Origin of the sequence: Ralstonia sp. NFACC01, assembly GCF_900115545.1 — a bacterium.
GTDB classification, from domain to species: Bacteria; Pseudomonadota; Gammaproteobacteria; order Burkholderiales; family Burkholderiaceae; genus Ralstonia; species Ralstonia mojiangensis.
This window is the reverse complement of record NZ_FOWV01000003.1, coordinates 398,083-416,331: the sequence shown is the minus strand read 5'-3', so window position 1 is coordinate 416,331 and position 18,249 is coordinate 398,083. Positions and strand designations below refer to the sequence as shown.

The following is an 18,249-nucleotide window of genomic DNA, read 5'->3' as shown; positions in this document are numbered from 1 at the left end:
GACACTGAAGCACACCGGATCACAACAACATGGCGACCGGCCTCTACACGCATCCCGAATTCCTCCGGCACGAGATGGGACCGCACCATCCCGAATGCCCGGACCGCCTGCGCGCGATCGAAGACCAGCTCATCGCCAGCCGCATCGACGACCTGCTCGTTCCCTGCGAGGCGCCGCCCGCCACCGAGGCGCAGCTATGTCGCGTCCATCGCGCTGAATACGTGCGCGAGCTGGTGGCCAGCGTGCCGATTGCCGGTTATATGCCGATCGATCCCGACACCTCGATGAACCCGCACACATACATGGCTGCAGTGTTGGCGGCGGGGGCTGCGGTGGACGCCACCGACAAGGTCATCGCCGGCGAGCTGGAGAACGCCTTCTGCAGCGTGCGCCCACCTGGCCATCATGCGGAGCCGGGCCGCGCAATGGGCTTCTGCTTCTTCAACAATGTGGCCGTGGCCGCGCGTCATGCGCTGGACCATCACGGCTTGCAGCGCGTGGCGATCGTCGACTTTGACGTGCACCACGGCAACGGCACCGAGGCGGCGTTCATCAACGAGCCGCGCGTGCTGATGTGCAGCATCTTCCAGCACCCGTTCTATCCGTATTCCGGCACCGAAGCGGTAGCGGCCAACATGGTGAACATCCCGCTGCCGGCCTATACGAACGGTTTGACCGTGCGCGAAGTGGTGGAAACCATTTGGGTGCCTCGCTTAGATGCGTTCCAGCCCGAAATGCTGTTCATCTCCGCCGGTTTCGATGCGCACCGCGAAGACGATCTGGGCCAGATGGGCCTGGTCGAGGCGGACTACGCGTGGATCACGCAGCAGCTCATGCAGGTGGCGCGCGCACACGCCAAGGGCCGGATCGTCAGTTGTCTGGAGGGCGGCTACAACCTCAGCGCGCTCGGGCGCAGTGTGGTGGCGCACGTTAAGGCGCTGGCCGAGCTTTAAGCGATGGACGGTGACGAATCGTCAATGACATTCAAAAAAGTAATAAAGACATCGTTAAAGAATCGTTCCTCGCATGTAGGGTCTGCCTTACACTAGCGTCTTATTCCAACAAAAAAGAGACGGCAACGGCCTAGGCACTGGGCGGTTGCCGTTTTTGTCTGTACGCATGATCGAACTCAAGGGGATATCGCAGCACTTTCGGGGAGCGGGCGGCCATGACGTCCACGCGCTGCGCGACGTGGACCTCACCATCGACCGGGGAGAAATCTTCGGCATCATCGGCCGCAGCGGCGCGGGCAAGAGCACGCTGGTCCGCGTCATCAATCTGCTGAATCGGCCGACCTCCGGCACCGTTACCGTGGCAGGGCAGGAGCTCACCGCACTCAATGCCGACGGCCTGCGGCAAGCGCGCCGCAAGATCGGCATGATCTTCCAGCACTTCAACTTGCTGTCTTCGCGCACCGTATATGACAACGTGGCGCTGCCGCTGGAGTTGGCCGGCACGTCGCGTGAACGCATACGCGAGATCGTGTTGCCGCTGCTGGAACTGGTGGGCCTGTCTGCGCACAAGGACCGCTACCCCGCGCAGATTTCCGGTGGCCAGAAGCAGCGCGTTGGCATCGCCCGCGCGCTGGCCAGCCAGCCAGATGTGCTGCTCTCCGACGAGGCGACCTCCGCGCTGGACCCGGAGACGACGCGCTCGATTCTTGACCTGCTGCGCAAGATCAACCGCGAACTGGGCCTGACCATCGTGCTGATCACGCACCAGATGGAAGTTATCAAGCAGGTGTGCGACCGTGTGGCGGTGCTCGACGCCGGCCGGGTGGTGGAACTGGGCCGTGTGATTGACGTGTTCCTGAAGCCCGCGCATGACGTAACGCGCGCGCTCATCGGCGAGGTGATCTCGCAGGAACTGCCGCCCTCGGTACTGGCCCGCGTGGAAAGCCGGCTCGTTGCGCGCGAGCAGGGCGGGCGGGACCATCTGTTCCGCCTAGCCTTCACGGGTGCGGGTGTGGATCAGCCGGTGCTGGCGCAGGCGATCCGCAACTACGGGCTCGACTTCAACATCCTGCACGGCCATATCGACGAGATCCAGGGCCAGGCCTTTGGTTCGCTGGCGATCCTGGCATCGGGGGAGACCGCCGACATCAACAACGCGATGAACTTCCTGCGCGAGCAAGGCGTGGTGGTCGAGGAGATCAACCATGTGGTCTGACCTGACCGATCTGTTCCTGCCGGCCTTCTGGGAAACGCTCGCCATGGTTGGCGTGTCCGGCGGCATTGGTGCGCTGTTTGGCGTGCCGCTGGGCGTACTGCTGTATCTGACGACTTCGGGCGGCGTGCTGTCGGCGCCGGTGTTCAACCGCGTGGCGGGCCTTGTCGTCAATGCCGTGCGCTCCGTGCCGTTCATCATCCTGCTGGTCGCGGTGATTCCGTTCACGCGCCTGCTGGCGGGCTCCTCCATCGGCACCGCCGCGGCCATCGTGCCGCTGACGATCGCGGCGATTCCCTTTGTCGCCCGCCTGGTCGAGACCGCGTTGCGCGAAGTGGACCGCGGCCTGATCGAGGCAGCTCAATCGATGGGGGCGACGACGGGCCAACTCGTCTACAAGGTGCTGTTGCCAGAGGCGATGCCGGGCATCCTCGCCGGCCTGACAATCACCTTCGTCAGTCTTGTAGGCTACTCGGCCATGGCCGGTACCATCGGCGGCGGCGGCCTGGGCGATCTGGGCATTCGCTACGGCTATCAGCGCTACGAATCGGACATCATGCTGGCGGTGGTCGTCATCCTGATCGTCTTTGTGCAGGCGGTGCAATCGACGGGCGATTGGCTCGTGCGCCGCCTGAGCCACCGTTAATCACCCAATCGACAGACAAAACGAGGAAACACAATGAATCGCCGTCAACTGCTTCAATGGTCCGCGAGCCTTGGTGCCGCACTGGCGTTGGTCGCAGGCAGCGCCCTGGCGCAGAGCAAGCCGATCAAGATCGGCGTGACCGCCGGCCCGCACGCCGAGATCATGGAAGAAGTGAAGAAGGTCGCCGAGAAGGACGGCCTGAAGCTCCAGATCGTCGAGTTCAACGATTACATCCAGCCGAATGCGGCCCTCGCTGCCGGCGATCTGGACGCCAACAGCTATCAACACCAGCCGTATCTGGACGACCAGATTGCCACGCGCGGCTACAAGTTTGTGAGCGTCGGCCAGACCATCACCTTCCCGATGGGGATCTACTCGAAGAAGATCAAGTCGCTGAAGGAATTGAAGGACGGTGCGCGCTTCGGCCTGCCGAACGATCCCACCAATGGCGGCCGCGCGCTTCTGCTGCTGCAATCGCAAGGCGTGATCAAGCTCAAGCCGAACGCCGGTTTCAAGGCCTCGCCGCGCGACGTGGCAGAGAACCCCAAGAAGCTGAAGTTCGTCGAGTTGGATGCCGCGCAACTGCCGCGCTCGCTGGATGACCTGGATGCCGCCGCCATCAATGGCAACTATGCCGAGAAGGCCAACCTGGACCCGACCAAGGACGGCATCGCCATCGAAAGCCCGAAAGGCCCGTATGCCAACGTGATCGCCATCCGCGCCGCCGACAAGGACCAACCCTGGGTCGCCAAGCTGGTGAAGGCGTATCATTCCGACGCCGTGAAGTCTTTCGTCAAGACGAAGTACAAAGATGCGGTGATTGTGGCTTGGTAATCACTTTATGATTTCTCGGTGACCCGGTAGAGGGTTCTACCGAACAGATTGCCGGACGTTTGACTGGCGTCCGGCAAATTTTCGCGGTTAAAATAGCACGACCGTTCGGAAAAATTACGCGAGCGACCAGCCCCCCTTATAATGGCCGGCGTTTTGCAAAATCGTCTTATCAATTAGTGGAGTGAGCGCATGAAAGTCCTGGTCGCAGTCAAGCGCGTGATCGATTACAACGTGAAGGTTCGCGTGAAGACGGACGGCAGCGGTGTCGATCTGGCCAACGTCAAGATGAGCATGAACCCGTTCGACGAGATCGCCGTGGAAGAGGCGGTTCGCCTGAAGGAAGCGGGCGTCGCTACCGAAGTGATCGCCGTCTCGTGCGGCGTGACGCAGTGCCAGGAAACCCTGCGCACCGCCATGGCCATCGGCGCCGATCGCGGCATTCTGGTCGAAACCTCTGAAGAGCTGCAGCCGCTTGCAGTGGCCAAGCTGCTCAAGGCACTCGTCGACAAGGAACAGCCGCAGCTGATCATCCTCGGCAAGCAGGCGATTGACGACGACGCCAACCAGACCGGCCAGATGCTGGCTGCACTGGCAGGGCTGCCGCAAGCCACGTTCGCTTCGAAGGTGCAGATTGCTGACGGCAAAGCCTCGGTCACGCGTGAAGTGGACGGCGGCCTGGAAACCCTGTCGGTCAAGCTGCCGGCCGTGGTCACTACCGACCTGCGCCTGAACGAGCCGCGCTACGTGACGCTGCCGAACATCATGAAGGCGAAGAAGAAGCAGCTCGACACGGTCAAGCCGGAAGATCTGGGCGTGGACGTTGCACCGCGCCTGAAGACGCTGAAGGTGGTCGAGCCCGCCAAGCGCAGCGCCGGTGTGATGGTGCCCGATGTGGCCACGCTGGTGTCCAAGCTCAAGACGGAAGCCAAGGTGCTGTAAGGCGGTCAACCGCTACTGCACGCAACTTCAAGCACACCGAACAGGCAGATCAAGATGACCGCACTCGTTATTGCTGAACACGACAACCAATCCATCAAGGCCGCGACACTGAACACCGTGACGGCCGCCGCCCAATGCGGCGGTGACGTCCACGTGCTGGTGGCCGGCGCTGGCTGTGGCGCCGCTGCACAAGCCGCCGCGCAGATCGCCGGCGTGACCAAGGTGCTGGTGGCCGACGCCCCTCAGTTTGCCGATGGCCTGGCCGAGAACGTCGCCGAGCAGGCCCTGGCCGTTGCCGGTAACTACAGCCACATCCTGGCGCCCGCCACCGCCTACGGCAAGAACATCCTGCCGCGCGTGGCCGCCAAGCTGGACGTGGCCCAATTGTCCGACATCACCAAGGTCGACGGCCCGGACACCTTCGAGCGCCCGATCTACGCCGGCAACGCGATTGCCACCGTGCAATCGGCCGACAAGGTGAAGGTAATCACCGTGCGCGGCACGGCATTCGACCCGGCCGCTGCCACCGGTGGCTCCGCTGCTACCGAAAACCTGACCGCCGTGGCTGACGCCGGCATCTCGCAATTCGTCTCGCGCGAAGTGACGAAGAGCGACCGCCCGGAATTGACCGCCGCGAAGATCATCGTGTCGGGCGGCCGTGGCGTAGGCTCGGGCGAGAACTACACCAAGGTGCTGACGCCGCTGGCCGACAAGCTGGGCGCAGCGCTGGGCGCCTCGCGCGCGGCAGTGGACGCCGGCTTTGTGCCCAACGACTACCAGGTTGGCCAGACCGGCAAGATCGTCGCGCCGCAGCTGTATATCGCCGTCGGTATCTCGGGCGCGATCCAGCACTTGGCAGGCATGAAGGATTCCAAGGTGATCGTTGCGATCAACAAGGATCCGGAAGCGCCGATCTTCCAGGTGGCGGACTACGGCCTCGTGGGCGATCTGAACGCCGTCGTGCCGGAGCTGGTGACCGCACTGGGCTGATTGCAACGCGCTGCGCGCATCAAGAGAGGCGCGCAGCAATGCCCGACGCAAAGCCGTTTCCGACCTGTTTGGAAACGGCTTTTTTTGTACGCGAGCGCCATCAGGAGAGTGCGTCACGCACTCGATGCGGCACTGTCCTGATCGCGCTTAACAAGAGTTGGAGAGAGACATGACCTATCAAGCCCCAGTCAAGGACATGCTGTTCGTGATGAACGAGCTGGCCGGCCTGGACAACGTCGCCAAGCTGCCCGGCTTTGAAGACGCCACCGCCGACACGGCACAGGCCGTGCTGGAAGAAAGCGCGCGCTTTACCGGTGAAGTCGTTGCGCCGCTGAATGTGGAAGGCGACCGTAACCCGAGCAGCTGGAAGGACGGCGTCGTCACGGCCACCGCGGGTTTCAAGGAGGCGTTCGCGCAGTTCGGCCAAGGCGGCTGGCAGGGCGTGCAGCATCCGGTGGAATACGGCGGCCAGGGCCTGCCGAAGCTGATCGCCACGGCGTGCATCGAAATGCTGAACGCGGCGAACCTGTCGTTCGCGCTGTGCCCGTTGCTCACGGATGGCGCCATCGAGGCGTTGCTGACGGCTGGCACCGAAGAGCAGAAACAGCTTTTTGTTCCCAAGCTCATCTCGGGCGAATGGACGGGCACGATGAACCTGACTGAGCCGCAGGCTGGCTCCGACCTGGCACTCGTACGCACGCGCGCCGAGCCGGTAGGCGACGGTACGTTCAAGATTTTCGGCACGAAGATCTTCATCACCTGGGGCGAGCACGATATGGCCGAGAACATCGTCCACCTTGTGCTGGCGCGTACGCCGGGTGCGCCGGAAGGCGTGAAGGGCATCTCGCTGTTTGTGGTGCCGAAGTTCATGGTCAATGAAGACGGCTCGCTGGGCGCGCGCAACGATGCGCATTGCGTGTCGATCGAACACAAGCTCGGCATCAAGGCGAGCCCGACGGCCGTGCTGCAATTTGGCGACAATGGCGGCGCGATCGGCACCTTGGTCGGCGAAGAAAATCGCGGCCTGGAATACATGTTCATCATGATGAACGCGGCGCGTTATGCGGTGGGCATGCAGGGCATTGGCGTGTCGGAGCGGGCGTACCAAAAGGCCGTGGCCTATGCGCGCGAGCGTGTCCAGAGCCGCCCCGTGGATGGCTCTGCTGCCAAGGCCGTGCCCATCATTCACCACCCGGACGTCAAGCGCATGCTGCTGACGATGCGCGCCATGACGGAAGGCGCGCGTGCGCTGGCCTATGTGGCTGCTGCCGCGTGCGATGCCGGCCATCACGCTGCCGACGACGCTGCACGCAAGCAGAACGCAGCGCTGTACGAATTCCTGGTGCCCATCGTGAAGGGCTGGAGCACCGAGATGTCGATCGATGTGACGAGCCTGGGCGTGCAGGTGCACGGCGGTATGGGCTTTATCGAAGAGACGGGCGCCGCGCAGTTCTATCGCGATGCGCGCATCCTGCCGATCTACGAAGGCACCACGGCCATCCAGGCCAACGACCTGATCGGCCGCAAGACCGTGCGTGACGGTGGCGCGGTGGCGTTGGGCATCTGCGCGGAAATCGCCAAGGTGGAAGCGGCCTTGGCGGCGAAGGGCGGTGCGCATTGCGACGCGATGCGGGCGCGTCTGGCAGCAGGTCGCGAGGCACTGGAATCGGTGGTGCGCTTTGTGGTCGCACAGACCAAGGCGCAGCCGAACGCCGTGTTCGCGGGCAGCGTGCCGTATCTGCGTCTCTGCGGCATCGTGCTGTCGGGTTGGCAGATGGCGCGTGCGCTGCTGGTGGCCCTCGACCGCGAGAGCGAAGACCCGAACTTCTACGGCGCGAAGATCGCCACGGCGCGCGTGTTCGCTGACGTGCTGCTCACGCAGGCACCTGGTATTGCGCAGAGCGTGCTGACGGGTGGCGAGACGATCGGCGCGGTGCCGGAAGTGCAGTTCTAAGCGGCATCAGCGGGAAAAAAAGGGAGGCCGAAGCCTCCCTTTTTATTGCGTGCAGCGTAGGCGATCAGGCCAGCGCAGGCTGGGTTGCCGGCATCGGCGCCCCACCCAGGTAGCGATACACCGACAGGTCATCTGAGCGGATGGCAGGCGAGCGGCCGGACACCAGATCCGACAGCAGCTTGCCCGAGCCGCATGCCATGGTCCAACCCAGCGTGCCGTGCCCAGTGTTGAGCCACAGGCCGCGCACGGGCGTCTGGCCGACGATGGGCGTGCCGTCCGGCGTCATCGGGCGCAGGCCCGTCCAGAACGAGGCACGCGACACATCCCCGGCACCCGGGAACAGGTCGTTGACCACGAACTCCAGCGTCTTGCGCTTGCCCGGGTCCAGGCGCTTGTCATAGCCGACGATCTGCGCCATGCCGCCCACGCGGATGCGGTCGTCAAAGCGCGTCACGGCCACTTTGTAGGTCTCGTCCAGGATGGTGGACGCAGGGCTCTTCGCCGCGTCGGTCATCGGTACGGTGATCGAGAAACCCTTGAGCGGGTAGACCGGCACGTTCACCAGATTCTTCAGGAACGGCGTGCTGTAGCTGCCCAGTGCCACGACCACGAGATCGGCGTCGATCGGCTGGCCGTCGACCAGCGCGCCGCGTACGGCGTCATTCTTGAAGATGAGGCTGTTGATCGTGCTGTTGAAACGGAAGCGCACGCCGAGCTTTTCCGCCATCGCGGCGAGGCGCGTGGTGAAGAGTTGGCAATCGCCCGTTTCGTCATTGGGTAGGCGCAAGCCACCGGCCAGCTTGTGGCGGGTCGAGGCCAGGCCTGGTTCACTGCGCACGAGGTCGTCGCGCGAAAGCAGTTCGTAGGGCACACCAGCACGCTCGAGCACGGCGATGTCGTTCGCGGCGCCGTCGAGCTGTTGCTGGGTGCGGAAGATTTGCAGCGTGCCTTGCTGGCGGCCTTCGTAGGCGATGCCGGTGTCGGCGCGCAGGTCGCGGATGCAGTCTCGGCTGTATTCGGCCAGGCGGACCATGCGCTCCTTGTTTTGCGCATAGCTGGCGGCGTCGCAGTTGCGCAGCATCTGCCACATCCATTTGAGTTGGAAGAGCGTGCCGTCGGGGCGGATGGAGAGCGGCGCGTGCTGCTGGAACATCCACTTGATGGCTTTGAGCGGCACGCCCGGGGCGGCCCACGGCGACGCGTAGCCCGGCGAGATCTGGCCAGCATTGGCAAAGCTCGTCTCCAGCGCCGGACCGGCTTCCCGGTCGACGACGGTGACTTCATGGCCCGCGCGGGCCAGGTAATAAGCGCTGGTCACGCCAATCACGCCGCTGCCAAGAACGAGCACGCGCATGGTGATACTCCCCGGAGATGCATTTGCGATAGATGCCGCTATCGTATTCGCACAACTCCAGTAGATGTTTCTGTATATTTGCTCGAAACAGTAACAACTTCGATTTTCAGGCGTTTTCCACCATGCGAACCCAGCGCAAGCCCGTCCGGGCCCTCGATAAGCTTGACCGGCGCATCCTCGACCTGCTGCAAAAGGACGGACGGTTGTCGATGAAGGAGCTCTCCGAGGCGGTCGGCCTGACCATCACGCCGTGCATCGAGCGTGTCAAACGGCTGGAGCGAGAACGCTTCATCCTGGGCTATTACGCGCGGCTCAACCCGGCCATGCTGGGCGCGTCGCTGCTGGTGTTTGTGGAGATTAGCCTGGGCAGCAAGTCGGGCAACATGTTCGAGCAGTTCCGGCGTGAGGTGCTGCGCATTCCCGAGGTGCTGGAGTGTCATCTGGTGTCGGGCGATTTCGATTACCTCATCAAGGCGCGCATTCGCGAGATGAGCGAATATCGCCGCTTGCTGGGCGACATCCTGCTGCAGTTGCCCGGCGCGGTGCAGTCCAAGAGTTACATCGTGATGGAGGAGATCAAGGAGACGCTCGCCATCGATGTGACGGAAGAGGGCGGGTGACGTAGCGTTGTCACGGAAGCGCCTTAGGCTGGCCGGCACCTTCATCACCGACACCGGAGCCCGCATGTCCGACCAGCCGATCTTCAAACCGACCCGCCGCACGCTTATCAAGGGCCTCGTTTCCGTCAGCGGCACGGCGCTGCTCGGCTCGCGTATTGGCGACGTGCTGGCCCAGGGCGTCGCGCCGGCCGCAGTGACGTCCGAACGCCTGCGCCCGCAACTGCCTGGCGGTGTGATGAGCGGTGATGTCACGGCCGAAAGCGCCATCGTCTGGAGCCGCTCCGATCGTCCGGCACGCATGATCGTCGAATATTCCACGGATGCCGCGTTCAAGAATGTCGTGCGCCGTGTGGGGCCGGCGGCCCTCGACAGCAGCGGCCTGACAGCCCGCGTTGACCTCAATGGGCTGCCCGCTGGCGCTGACCTGTTCTACCGCGTCCGCTTCCGGGATCTCGTGCACGACAAAGCCTTCAGCGAGCCCGTCACTGGTCGGTTTCGTACGGCACCTGTGTCGGCCAATCGCCCGATCTGCTTCGTCTTCTCTGGCGATGAAGCCGGCCAGGGCTGGGGCATCAACGAGCGCTTCGGCGGTTACCGGCTGTACGAAGCGATGCGTCGCGAATCGCCCGACTTCTTCATCCACTCCGGCGATCAGATCTACGCCGACGGCCCGATCCAGGCCGAGGTGAAGCTGCCCGACGGCTCGATGTGGACCAACCTCGTCACCGAGGCGAAGTCGCACGTTGCACAAACGCTCGACGATTACCGCGGCGCCTTCGCCTACAACCAGCTCGACAAGAACAAGCGCGCGTTCTCTGCTGAAGTGCCGTTCCTCGTGCAGTGGGACGACCACGAGGTGCGCAACAATTGGTATCCCGGCCAGCAGATCGGCCCGGAAGAGAAGCGCTATCAGGAGCGCAGCGCGTCGGTATTGGCGGCCCGCGCGAAGCAGGCGATGTTCGAGTACAACCCGTTCCGATTCAACCCAATCGACCCCGAGCAAATCTATCGCGCGTTCCAATACGGGCCGCTGCTCGACGTGTTCATGCTGGACGAGCGTAGCTACCGCGGGCGCAATTCGCCAAACCGCCAGACCAGGCTGGATGCCGATTCGGCCTTCCTCGGCCCGGCGCAAGCAGCATGGCTCAAGCAATCGCTCAAGCAGTCAAAGGCGACGTGGAAGGTGATTGCCAGCGACATGCCGATCTCGCTGGTGGTGCCCGATCTGAACCCCGATGTGCCCAAGGGCACCTACGAAGCGTGGGCAAATGCGGACGATGGTGCACCGTCGGGCCGCGAGCTTGAATTGGCCGACATCCTGCGCTTCATCAAGCAGGAGAACATCCAAAACGTGGTGTGGGTGACGGCTGACGTGCACTACGCGCAGGCTACGTACTACCATCCGTCGCGCGCGAGGTTCACGGAGTTCAAACCGTTCTGGGAGTTCGTCGGTGGGCCGATCAACGCGGGCACGTTCGGACCGAATGAAGTGGACCAGACGTTTGGACCGGACGTGCGCTACGTCAGCATTCCAAAGGACAATCCGCAGAACCAGTCGCCCGCGGCGCTGCAGCAGTATTACGGCCGCGCCAAGATCGACCCGGCCACGCGCACGATGTACGTGTCGCTGCACGACCTCGACGGCAAATCGCTCTGGGAAGTGAGGCTCGATCCCGAGGTGTAGCCAGCGTCACCCGCAGCGGAGTGGTGGCGGATGCGATAGGATCACCCAGCCCCCGCATCCATTCTTTCTGCTGTGTCCGATATGTCCCATCGCCACGTCCCCCGCAAGGGACGCGGCGCCACCTCCAATCTGCAAGGCCGCTTCGAACGCGATGAACGCGCGCGCGTCGACGACGGCTGGCAACCGCTCGTCGGGCATCTCGTTCCGGATGACGCACCGCCGCGCATCGAGACCTCCGTCTCCATCGAACGTGCGCGCTCGATCCTGAGCCATAACCAGTCGCCGGATATTCCGTTTGGGGTGTCGCTGAACCCGTATCGCGGCTGTGAGCATGGTTGCGTGTATTGCTTTGCGCGGCCAACGCATGCGTATCTGGAGTTGTCGCCCGGGCTGGACTTCGAGACCAAGCTGTTCGCCAAGACCAATGCTGCCGAGGTGCTGCGTGAAACGCTGGCCAAGCCCAGCTACCGTTGCGAGGCAATTGCGCTGGGCGTGAACACCGATGCGTATCAGCCAATTGAGCGCGAGCTGCGCATCACGCGCGATGTGCTGCAGGTGCTGCACGATTGCGATCACCCCGTCGGGCTCATCACCAAGTCGACATTGATCGAGCGCGACGTCGATCTGCTTGCCCCGATGGCGGCGAAGAATCTTGTCGTCGCCGCCGTCACAATCACCACGCTCGACGCCGATCTGGCGCGCAAGCTGGAGCCCCGTGCCGCCACGCCATCGCGCCGCCTGCGCACGATTCGTACGCTGGCCGAGGCGGGCATTCCGGTGGGAGTCAGCGTCGCGCCGATGATTCCCTTCATCACGGACGACCACATGGAGCAGATTCTGGAAGCCGCGCGCGAAGCGGGCGCCACGTACGCGAGCTATATCGTGCTGCGCTTGCCAAACGAGCTGAACACGGTGTTTCAGGACTGGCTGATGGCGCATTTCCCCGACCGCGCGCAACGCGTGATGAATCGCATCCGCGACCTGCACGGCGGGCAGGATTACAAGGCGGATTTCGCCACGCGCATGCGCGGAACCGGCATTTGGGCGGACTTATTGCGGCAGCGTTTCTACAAGAGCGCCGACAGGCTCGGCTTCAGTTACCACCGCTACAACGAACTGGTGCTTGATACCTCGCAGTTCAAACCTCCGGCGCGCGCCGTCAAGCCGCGAAAGCCGGTCGATGAGCGCCAGGGCAGCTTGTTTTGACTACTGCGACAGTTCTTTCGCTGCCTGCACCTGCGTTTCGAAATACGTCTGGAAAGTAATGGCGAGGCCGGCCATCAGCAGGCCGGTGCCAATCATCAGCGTGAGAATGCTCAGCAGGACGACAGGCCAGCCCGAATGCGTGGGCGTGCCGTCGGCATTGAACTGCGCATCCCATTTTTCGTCGGGGCGCAGGCCGTAGACCAGCGCAGACAGATAGCCCGCCAGCACTGAAGATCCACCGATCATCGCGCAGACCCAGCCTGGGACGCTCGCACGCTGCGTCGACCACAGCAGCGCCACGCCAACCACGCCGAGCACCATGGCAAGCACTTGCGACCACGCCCAGAAGTCGCGTCCGCCCTTGAGGTAGAAGCGATGTGCGCCCACGCTCCCGAACAGGAAGGCGAGCAGCACGGTCAACAGCTTGGATTTTTTCTGGAGAGCGGTCGTAGACATAGCGGGCGATGAACACACGGCAAGACACAGCGCCGCGCATTCTACGCCCAACATCAACCGCGGCGCAGCCAGATGACGACGCCGGAAGCGCGTCCTAAAGACGTATCAGTAACTGAAAGAAGAGGCCGTCAGTTCGGCCGGATGCGCGCAACGCTGCGGAGCGCTTGCGGCAGGAGAGGCAGGATCACTAAATCGGAATCGGACGGAGCGACGGCACGCTCGTCGAAACCGTCGAGTCCTGCTGTAGCTGAGGTGCCTGATGGCGCGAACCGACTTCACCGTAGAGCAGGTGAGCGAGCATCAGCATAAAGGCCGTGGTCCAGACGAGACCAAGGATAAGCCGCACATGGCGGTGGAGGAGGAATGCCATTGGAGCACCTGTTGTCGTTGTGATTGGTGTGATGCTGCGTGGGCGCCAAACGTGTGCACGCAGCATCCAATACGACTCAGGTGTGCCCCGGCAAGTTCCGGGATGTGAAATGCGGCGGCGTGTGCGCCTCAGCCCCGGCGCGAACCGCGCCAGTTGCCTTGGTCGCCGTTGCCTCGTTCCTGGCGCATGCGCTCCTGCTGTTGCCAGTCACCGCGGCCGCCGCCGTCCCGAGGTTGAACGCGACCATTAAGGCGGTCATCCGCACGGGCACGCGCTTCCATGCGCTCCATTTGGGCGCGGATGCGGGCCGCCTGCTCGCTACGCGTGTCGGCAAAGAATTGCGCCACCAGCGGACGCGTCTGCGGCGCTGTCTGTGCCGTTTGCGTCCAGACGGGCAGGGCGGATTTTGCAAAGGCGACGGCGGCTTGACGCGCCGATGCGTTGGCAGCCACAGCGCCCGCAGAGGCGACGATCAGAACGCCTGCCGCCAAGGGGCGAAGCAATGCGCGAATCGGCATGGCTATCTCCTGTCGGGCAAGGATTCGAAAGCGCCACGCGCCGCGTGCTTCTGATGTGTGCAACAGAGATCGGCTGCGCGTGTTCATGCTTGTCAATGTAAGGCTTCACTCAGTAGGCATCCACTGTCCGAACGTTACCCGTGTAACGAGATGTTTCGTGCACGCTTTGCCATGGCGAGGGGCGACGCCGAGGTCATTTCCCCGTGTAGCGGATGCGATACACAGCGCCGGCCAAGTCGTCGGACACCAGCAAGCTGCCATCGGGCGCCACGAGCACATCGGCGGGGCGTCCCCACGCCTGTTCGCCCTGCAGCCAGCCGTGCGCGAACGGTTCCTGCTTCGTCACATTGCCGGCAGCGTCCAGTGCGACGCGCATGACACGGTAGCCCACCTTTGACGATCGGTTCCAAGAGCCGTGCTCGGCAATGAAGATGTTGTTCCGGTACTCCGCCGGAAAGCTGCCCCCTGAATAGAACCGCATGCCCAACGCCGCCACATGCGCTCCGAGCTTGGCCACAGGCGGCACGTAGTTGCTGCACGGGTGTCCGGCGCCGAATTCCGGGTCGGGAATGTTGCCCGCGTGGCAGAACGGGTAGCCGAAGTGCGGGGTGGGTTTGGTGATGCGGTTCAACTCGTCGTCGGGCACGTCGTCACCCATCAGGTCACGGCCGTTGTCGGTGAACCACAATTCGTGCGTGGTCGGGTGCCAGTCGAAGCCGACCGTGTTGCGAATGCCGCGCGCCACCAGTTCCAGGCCGCTGCCGTCGGCGTTCATGCGCATGATGTTGGCGTACCGGTTTTCATCTGGGCGGCAGATGTTGCAGGGTGCGCCAACGGGCACATACAGTTTTCCATCCGGCCCGAATGCGATGAATTTCCAACCGTGATGGGCTTCCGTCGGCAGCTTGTCGTTGATAACCACTGGCTCGGGTGGATTGCTGAGTTGCTTGTCGATGCCATCGAGCCGTACCACACGCGAAACCGCAGACACATACAGGTTGCCGTCACGCCATGCCACGCCAACAGGGAGTTGCAGCCCGGACGCCACCACACGGATGGGCGCATTCGGCGTTTGCCATGGCATTGCGTAGACTTTGCCGGCGCGGCTTCCAACATAAAGAATTCCGGCCGGAGAAAGCGCCATTTCACGTGCGGCCGGCATCGCGTCGGTCAGCACCTCGACACGGAAGCCAGGCGGTACGTGGAGTGTCTCGATGGGCAGCTTCGCGAGCGCCGCGGTGACTGTACCAAGCCAAGCTGCGACCACAATAGCGGGCTTTATGTACCGTCGTTGCCGCGCGTACCGCCCGGCATCTCCATTCGCTACGCCTAAGTGTTTGTTTGGCCGGAGGAATTGCGCTATACTTGCGTGTTTCTCTGTACGCATATCCAGTTTTTCAAGGAAAAGATCCATGGTCGTGATCCGTCTGGCCCGCGGTGGCTCCAAGAAGCGCCCGTTCTTCAATATCGTTGCGACCGACTCGCGTAACCGCCGTGATGGCCGTTTCATCGAGCGCGTCGGTTTCTACAACCCGCTCGCCGGTGAAGGCGAAGAAGGTCTGCGCATCGTGCAAGACCGCCTGACCTACTGGGAAGGCGTGGGCGCACAACTGTCGCCGACGGTTGCCCGTCTGGTGAAGCAAAACGGCAAGAAAGCTGCTGCCTAAGTTTTAGCATGCGTCGATCGACGGTGCCGTCCGAGCACTTCCTGCTGTGACGCGCGCCGCATCGACACGGCCCGGTCCTGTGGCTGCTGCAACGCAAGCGACCTCGCAAAAGGTTGCCGAACGGCTGCAAGCCATGCGCCCGGGCGCGGGCTCCAACCCGGCGCTCCCCGACGATCTCGTCGAGGTGGGTTATGTGGGTGGGGCTTACGGTATTCGCGGCTGGATCAAGGTCCAGTTGCACGGCGACGCCGACGCGCTGCTGAATGCTCGCACCTGGTGGCTCAAGCCGGCTGCTGGCGCACTGGCAACGTCGGCGGACTGGCGGGTGTTTCCCGTCGGCACGTCGCGTGAGCATAGCGGTACGGTGGTGGCGGGTTCGCCTGCCGCGCCTGACCGCAATGTTGCCGAGGCACTGCGCGGCTATGCCGTGTGGGTTAGCCGGGCCGATTTTCCCGAGCCGGACGATGACGAGTTCTACTGGGTCGATCTGATCGGCGCCACGGTCGTCAACGAGCAAGAGGAAACGCTTGGCACGGTGGGCGGCCTGATCGATAACGGCGCGCATCAAATCCTGCGTATCGTCGGTGAAGGCGAGGTCGAGCGGCTCGTGCCGTTTGTCGAGGTTTACGTGAAGTCGGTGGATGTTGCGGGCAAGCGCATCGTCGTCGACTGGGGTCTGGATTACTGAACATGCGGCCGGAGAATTCGGCGATGCAGTTCGACGTCGTCTCGCTGTTTCCGGACATGTTCCGGGCGCTCACGGACTGGGGGATCACCAGCCGTGCAGCCAAACAGCAGGTGTACACGTTGCGCACCTGGAACCCGCGCGATTTCACGACGGACAACTACCGCACCGTGGACGACCGCCCTTACGGCGGTGGCCCAGGCATGGTGATGTTGGCCAAGCCGCTGGAAGCGGCGCTGGACGCGATTCAGGAGGCGCAAGCGCCTGCGGCGTCGCATGTGGTGCTGCTGTCGCCGCAAGGCAAGCCGCTTACGCACAAGCGGGTGATGGAACTGGCGCAACTGCCGGCCCTCACGTTGCTGTGTGGCCGTTACGAAGCGATCGATCAACGTCTGGTCGACCGTCGCGTAGATGAGGAAATCAGCCTTGGTGATTTCGTCCTCTCCGGCGGAGAGATTGCTGCGATGGCAATCATCGACGCCGTAGTGCGGCAATTGCCTGGCGTGCTGGGCGATGCGCAGTCGGCGGTGCAAGACAGCTTCGTCAACGGTTTGCTGGATTGCCCGCACTACACGCGGCCGGAAGAGTACGAAGGTGTGCGTGTGCCCGATGTGCTGTTGGGGGGGCACCATGCCGAGATCGAAAAGTGGCGCCGCCAGCAGGCGCTGTTGAATACGATGCGCAAGCGGCCCGATCTGATCGAGGTAGCGCGCAAGCAGGGTTTGTTGTCCCGCGGCGATGAGGTCTTCCTCGCTGCCGCGGCGATAACGGCAAAGGGGTCAGAGGCTTCCACACAGGAAGGTTCGACCAAGTGAAGTTCCCATCCTCTACCGGGGCCGCGATCAACCGATCAGGCAAAACGCCGGCATGATGGTCCAGGAGAAAAAGATGAATATCATCGAGCAAATCGAGCAGGAAGAAATCAAGCGCCTGACGGCCAACAAGACGATCCCCCCGTTCGCCCCTGGCGACACCGTGATCGTCAACGTGAACGTCGTTGAAGGCACCCGCAAGCGTGTGCAGGCGTATGAAGGCGTCGTGATTGCCAAGCGCAACCGTGGCCTGAATTCGTCGTTCATCGTTCGCAAGATTTCCTCGGGCGAAGGCGTGGAGCGTACGTTCCAGCTGTACTCGCCGCTGCTGGCGAGCATCGAAGTGAAGCGTCGCGGTGATGTGCGCCGTGCGAAGCTGTACTACCTGCGCCAACGCTCGGGCAAGTCGGCACGCATCAAGGAGAAGCTGACCTTCAAGCGCAAGGAAGCCGTAGCGGAGTAATCTGCGCGCGTTGCGAAAAGGCACCTTCGGGTGCCTTTTTTCTCTTTTGCGGCGGAAGATTGACCGCATATGTTTCTTCGGCCCATACCCATACATTCCCATCCGATGCGCCGTCCCGTGTTCGATCCTGAGCAGTTGCCGGTGGTGCCGACCGAGGCATCATTGCCTGCGCTCGGGGTCGCGCGCCTGACCGCCGAGTTCGTGCGCGAGCGGCTGCAAATGCCGCCCGACTGGCAGCCGGAGCAGACGGATGAATCCCGCTTGATCGACGCCTCGTTCAAGTTGCGCGAGGCAGCGGTGTTGGTGCCGCTGGTGCAGCGCGAAGCGGGTCTGACGGTGCTGCTGACCCAACGCAATGCGTCGCTTAGCCAACATGCTGGCCAGGTCAGTTTTCCGGGCGGCGGGCGCGAGGACTTTGACCGGGACATGGTTGATACCGCGCTGCGCGAAACGATGGAGGAAGTCGGCATCAGTGCGGATCACATTGAAGTGATCGGTCGCCTGCCTGACTACATCACCGGAACGGGTTTCCACGTGAGCCCGATTGTCGGGTTGCTGGTGCCTGATTTCACACTTCAGCCTGACCCAAGTGAAGTGGCCGAGGTGTTTGAAGTGCCGCTGGCCTTTTTGATGGACCCGGCTAACCACGAAGTGCGCGAGCTGCGGTGGGAAGACCGTGTGCGTCGTTTCTATGCGATGCCTTATCGACGATCTGGGCGATCTGGCCAAGCATCTGACTCTGGTCATCACTTTATATGGGGTGCGACGGCGGGTATGCTGCGCAACCTGTATCACCTGCTGGCAGCGTAGCGTCGGCGCGAATATGGGCCCGAAGGTGCGCTGTTGCGCGCACGCTGTGTGCTATCGTCTTGCACATCGCCTCCA

At 63.0% G+C, this 18,249-nt stretch carries 19 protein-coding genes; 15 read left to right on the top strand and 4 right to left on the bottom strand.

The features are described 5' to 3' along the window. Positions 1–29 precede the first annotated feature (29 nt). The 7 genes from BM136_RS09930 (at position 30) to BM136_RS09900 (ending at position 7,529) form a co-directional block, all read left to right on the top strand. Entirely contained in the window at positions 30–953 is a 924-nt protein-coding gene (locus BM136_RS09930; RefSeq protein ID WP_092971673.1) for a histone deacetylase family protein, read from the top strand. 166 nt (positions 954–1,119) lie between these two features. Then, positions 1,120–2,169, top strand: a complete 1,050-nt coding sequence (locus tag BM136_RS09925) for a methionine ABC transporter ATP-binding protein (RefSeq protein ID WP_092971672.1) — start codon at positions 1,120–1,122, stop codon at positions 2,167–2,169. Then, positions 2,159–2,812: a methionine ABC transporter permease gene (locus BM136_RS09920; protein WP_012761567.1), complete on the top strand. Its 654-nt coding sequence runs from the start codon at positions 2,159–2,161 to the stop codon at positions 2,810–2,812. Before BM136_RS09925 ends, BM136_RS09920 begins: the two co-directional genes overlap by 11 nt. A gap of 33 nt (positions 2,813–2,845) precedes the next feature. Further along, the gene (locus BM136_RS09915; RefSeq protein WP_045204497.1) at positions 2,846–3,646 is read left to right on the top strand and encodes a MetQ/NlpA family ABC transporter substrate-binding protein; all 801 of its coding nucleotides are present in this window, start codon (positions 2,846–2,848) and stop codon (positions 3,644–3,646) included. Between the two features lie 189 nt (positions 3,647–3,835). Further along, on the top strand, positions 3,836–4,585 hold the full coding sequence (locus BM136_RS09910; RefSeq protein WP_092971671.1) for an electron transfer flavoprotein subunit beta/FixA family protein: 750 nt from the start codon (positions 3,836–3,838) through the stop codon (positions 4,583–4,585). A 54-nt stretch (positions 4,586–4,639) separates the two neighbouring features. Continuing rightward, positions 4,640–5,575, top strand: a complete 936-nt coding sequence (locus tag BM136_RS09905) for an electron transfer flavoprotein subunit alpha/FixB family protein (RefSeq protein WP_027677863.1) — start codon at positions 4,640–4,642, stop codon at positions 5,573–5,575. A gap of 169 nt (positions 5,576–5,744) precedes the next feature. After that, complete coding sequence (locus BM136_RS09900) at positions 5,745–7,529, top strand: acyl-CoA dehydrogenase (RefSeq protein ID WP_092971670.1); 1,785 nt, start codon at positions 5,745–5,747, stop codon at positions 7,527–7,529. A gap of 64 nt (positions 7,530–7,593) precedes the next feature. Here the strand turns inward: BM136_RS09900 and BM136_RS09895 are convergent, their stop codons facing one another. Continuing rightward, a complete protein-coding gene (locus tag BM136_RS09895; protein ID WP_092971669.1) occupies positions 7,594–8,883 on the bottom strand; it encodes a D-amino acid dehydrogenase in 1,290 nt (429 codons plus the stop codon). A gap of 122 nt (positions 8,884–9,005) precedes the next feature. Here BM136_RS09895 and BM136_RS09890 point away from each other — a divergent pair, with 122 nt between their 5' ends. The 3 genes from BM136_RS09890 (at position 9,006) to BM136_RS09880 (ending at position 12,393) form a co-directional block, all read left to right on the top strand. Next, complete coding sequence (locus BM136_RS09890) at positions 9,006–9,503, top strand: Lrp/AsnC ligand binding domain-containing protein (RefSeq protein WP_092971668.1); 498 nt, start codon at positions 9,006–9,008, stop codon at positions 9,501–9,503. Between the two features lie 64 nt (positions 9,504–9,567). Continuing rightward, positions 9,568–11,187 (top strand): alkaline phosphatase D family protein, encoded by a 1,620-nt coding sequence (locus BM136_RS09885; protein WP_092971667.1) that lies wholly within the window; start codon positions 9,568–9,570, stop codon positions 11,185–11,187. 81 nt (positions 11,188–11,268) lie between these two features. Beyond that, the gene (locus BM136_RS09880) at positions 11,269–12,393 is read left to right on the top strand and encodes a PA0069 family radical SAM protein (protein ID WP_092971666.1); all 1,125 of its coding nucleotides are present in this window, start codon (positions 11,269–11,271) and stop codon (positions 12,391–12,393) included. On the opposite strand, the gene BM136_RS09875 is transcribed toward BM136_RS09880, so the two are convergent. From BM136_RS09875 to BM136_RS09860, 3 genes are all read right to left on the bottom strand, one after another. Then, complete coding sequence (locus BM136_RS09875; protein WP_092971665.1) at positions 12,394–12,849, bottom strand: NINE protein; 456 nt, start codon at positions 12,847–12,849, stop codon at positions 12,394–12,396. 498 nt (positions 12,850–13,347) lie between these two features. Then, complete coding sequence (locus BM136_RS09865) at positions 13,348–13,737, bottom strand: hypothetical protein (protein ID WP_092971663.1); 390 nt, start codon at positions 13,735–13,737, stop codon at positions 13,348–13,350. A 193-nt stretch (positions 13,738–13,930) separates the two neighbouring features. Continuing rightward, positions 13,931–15,004, bottom strand: coding sequence for a PQQ-dependent sugar dehydrogenase (locus BM136_RS09860; RefSeq protein ID WP_254775660.1), 1,074 nt, complete (start codon positions 15,002–15,004; stop codon positions 13,931–13,933). Between the two features lie 145 nt (positions 15,005–15,149). Here BM136_RS09860 and rpsP point away from each other — a divergent pair, with 145 nt between their 5' ends. From rpsP to BM136_RS09835, 5 genes are all read left to right on the top strand, one after another. Then, positions 15,150–15,404, top strand: a complete 255-nt coding sequence (rpsP, locus tag BM136_RS09855; RefSeq protein ID WP_024976244.1) for a 30S ribosomal protein S16 — start codon at positions 15,150–15,152, stop codon at positions 15,402–15,404. 133 nt (positions 15,405–15,537) lie between these two features. Further along, complete coding sequence (rimM, locus tag BM136_RS09850) at positions 15,538–16,092, top strand: ribosome maturation factor RimM (RefSeq protein WP_092971885.1); 555 nt, start codon at positions 15,538–15,540, stop codon at positions 16,090–16,092. Between the two features lie 23 nt (positions 16,093–16,115). Continuing rightward, positions 16,116–16,904: a tRNA (guanosine(37)-N1)-methyltransferase TrmD gene (trmD, locus tag BM136_RS09845; RefSeq protein ID WP_092971662.1), complete on the top strand. Its 789-nt coding sequence runs from the start codon at positions 16,116–16,118 to the stop codon at positions 16,902–16,904. A gap of 73 nt (positions 16,905–16,977) precedes the next feature. Continuing rightward, complete coding sequence (gene rplS / locus BM136_RS09840) at positions 16,978–17,364, top strand: 50S ribosomal protein L19 (protein ID WP_045204485.1); 387 nt, start codon at positions 16,978–16,980, stop codon at positions 17,362–17,364. A 105-nt stretch (positions 17,365–17,469) separates the two neighbouring features. Continuing rightward, complete coding sequence (locus tag BM136_RS09835) at positions 17,470–18,174, top strand: CoA pyrophosphatase (RefSeq protein ID WP_092971661.1); 705 nt, start codon at positions 17,470–17,472, stop codon at positions 18,172–18,174. Positions 18,175–18,249 lie beyond the last annotated feature (75 nt).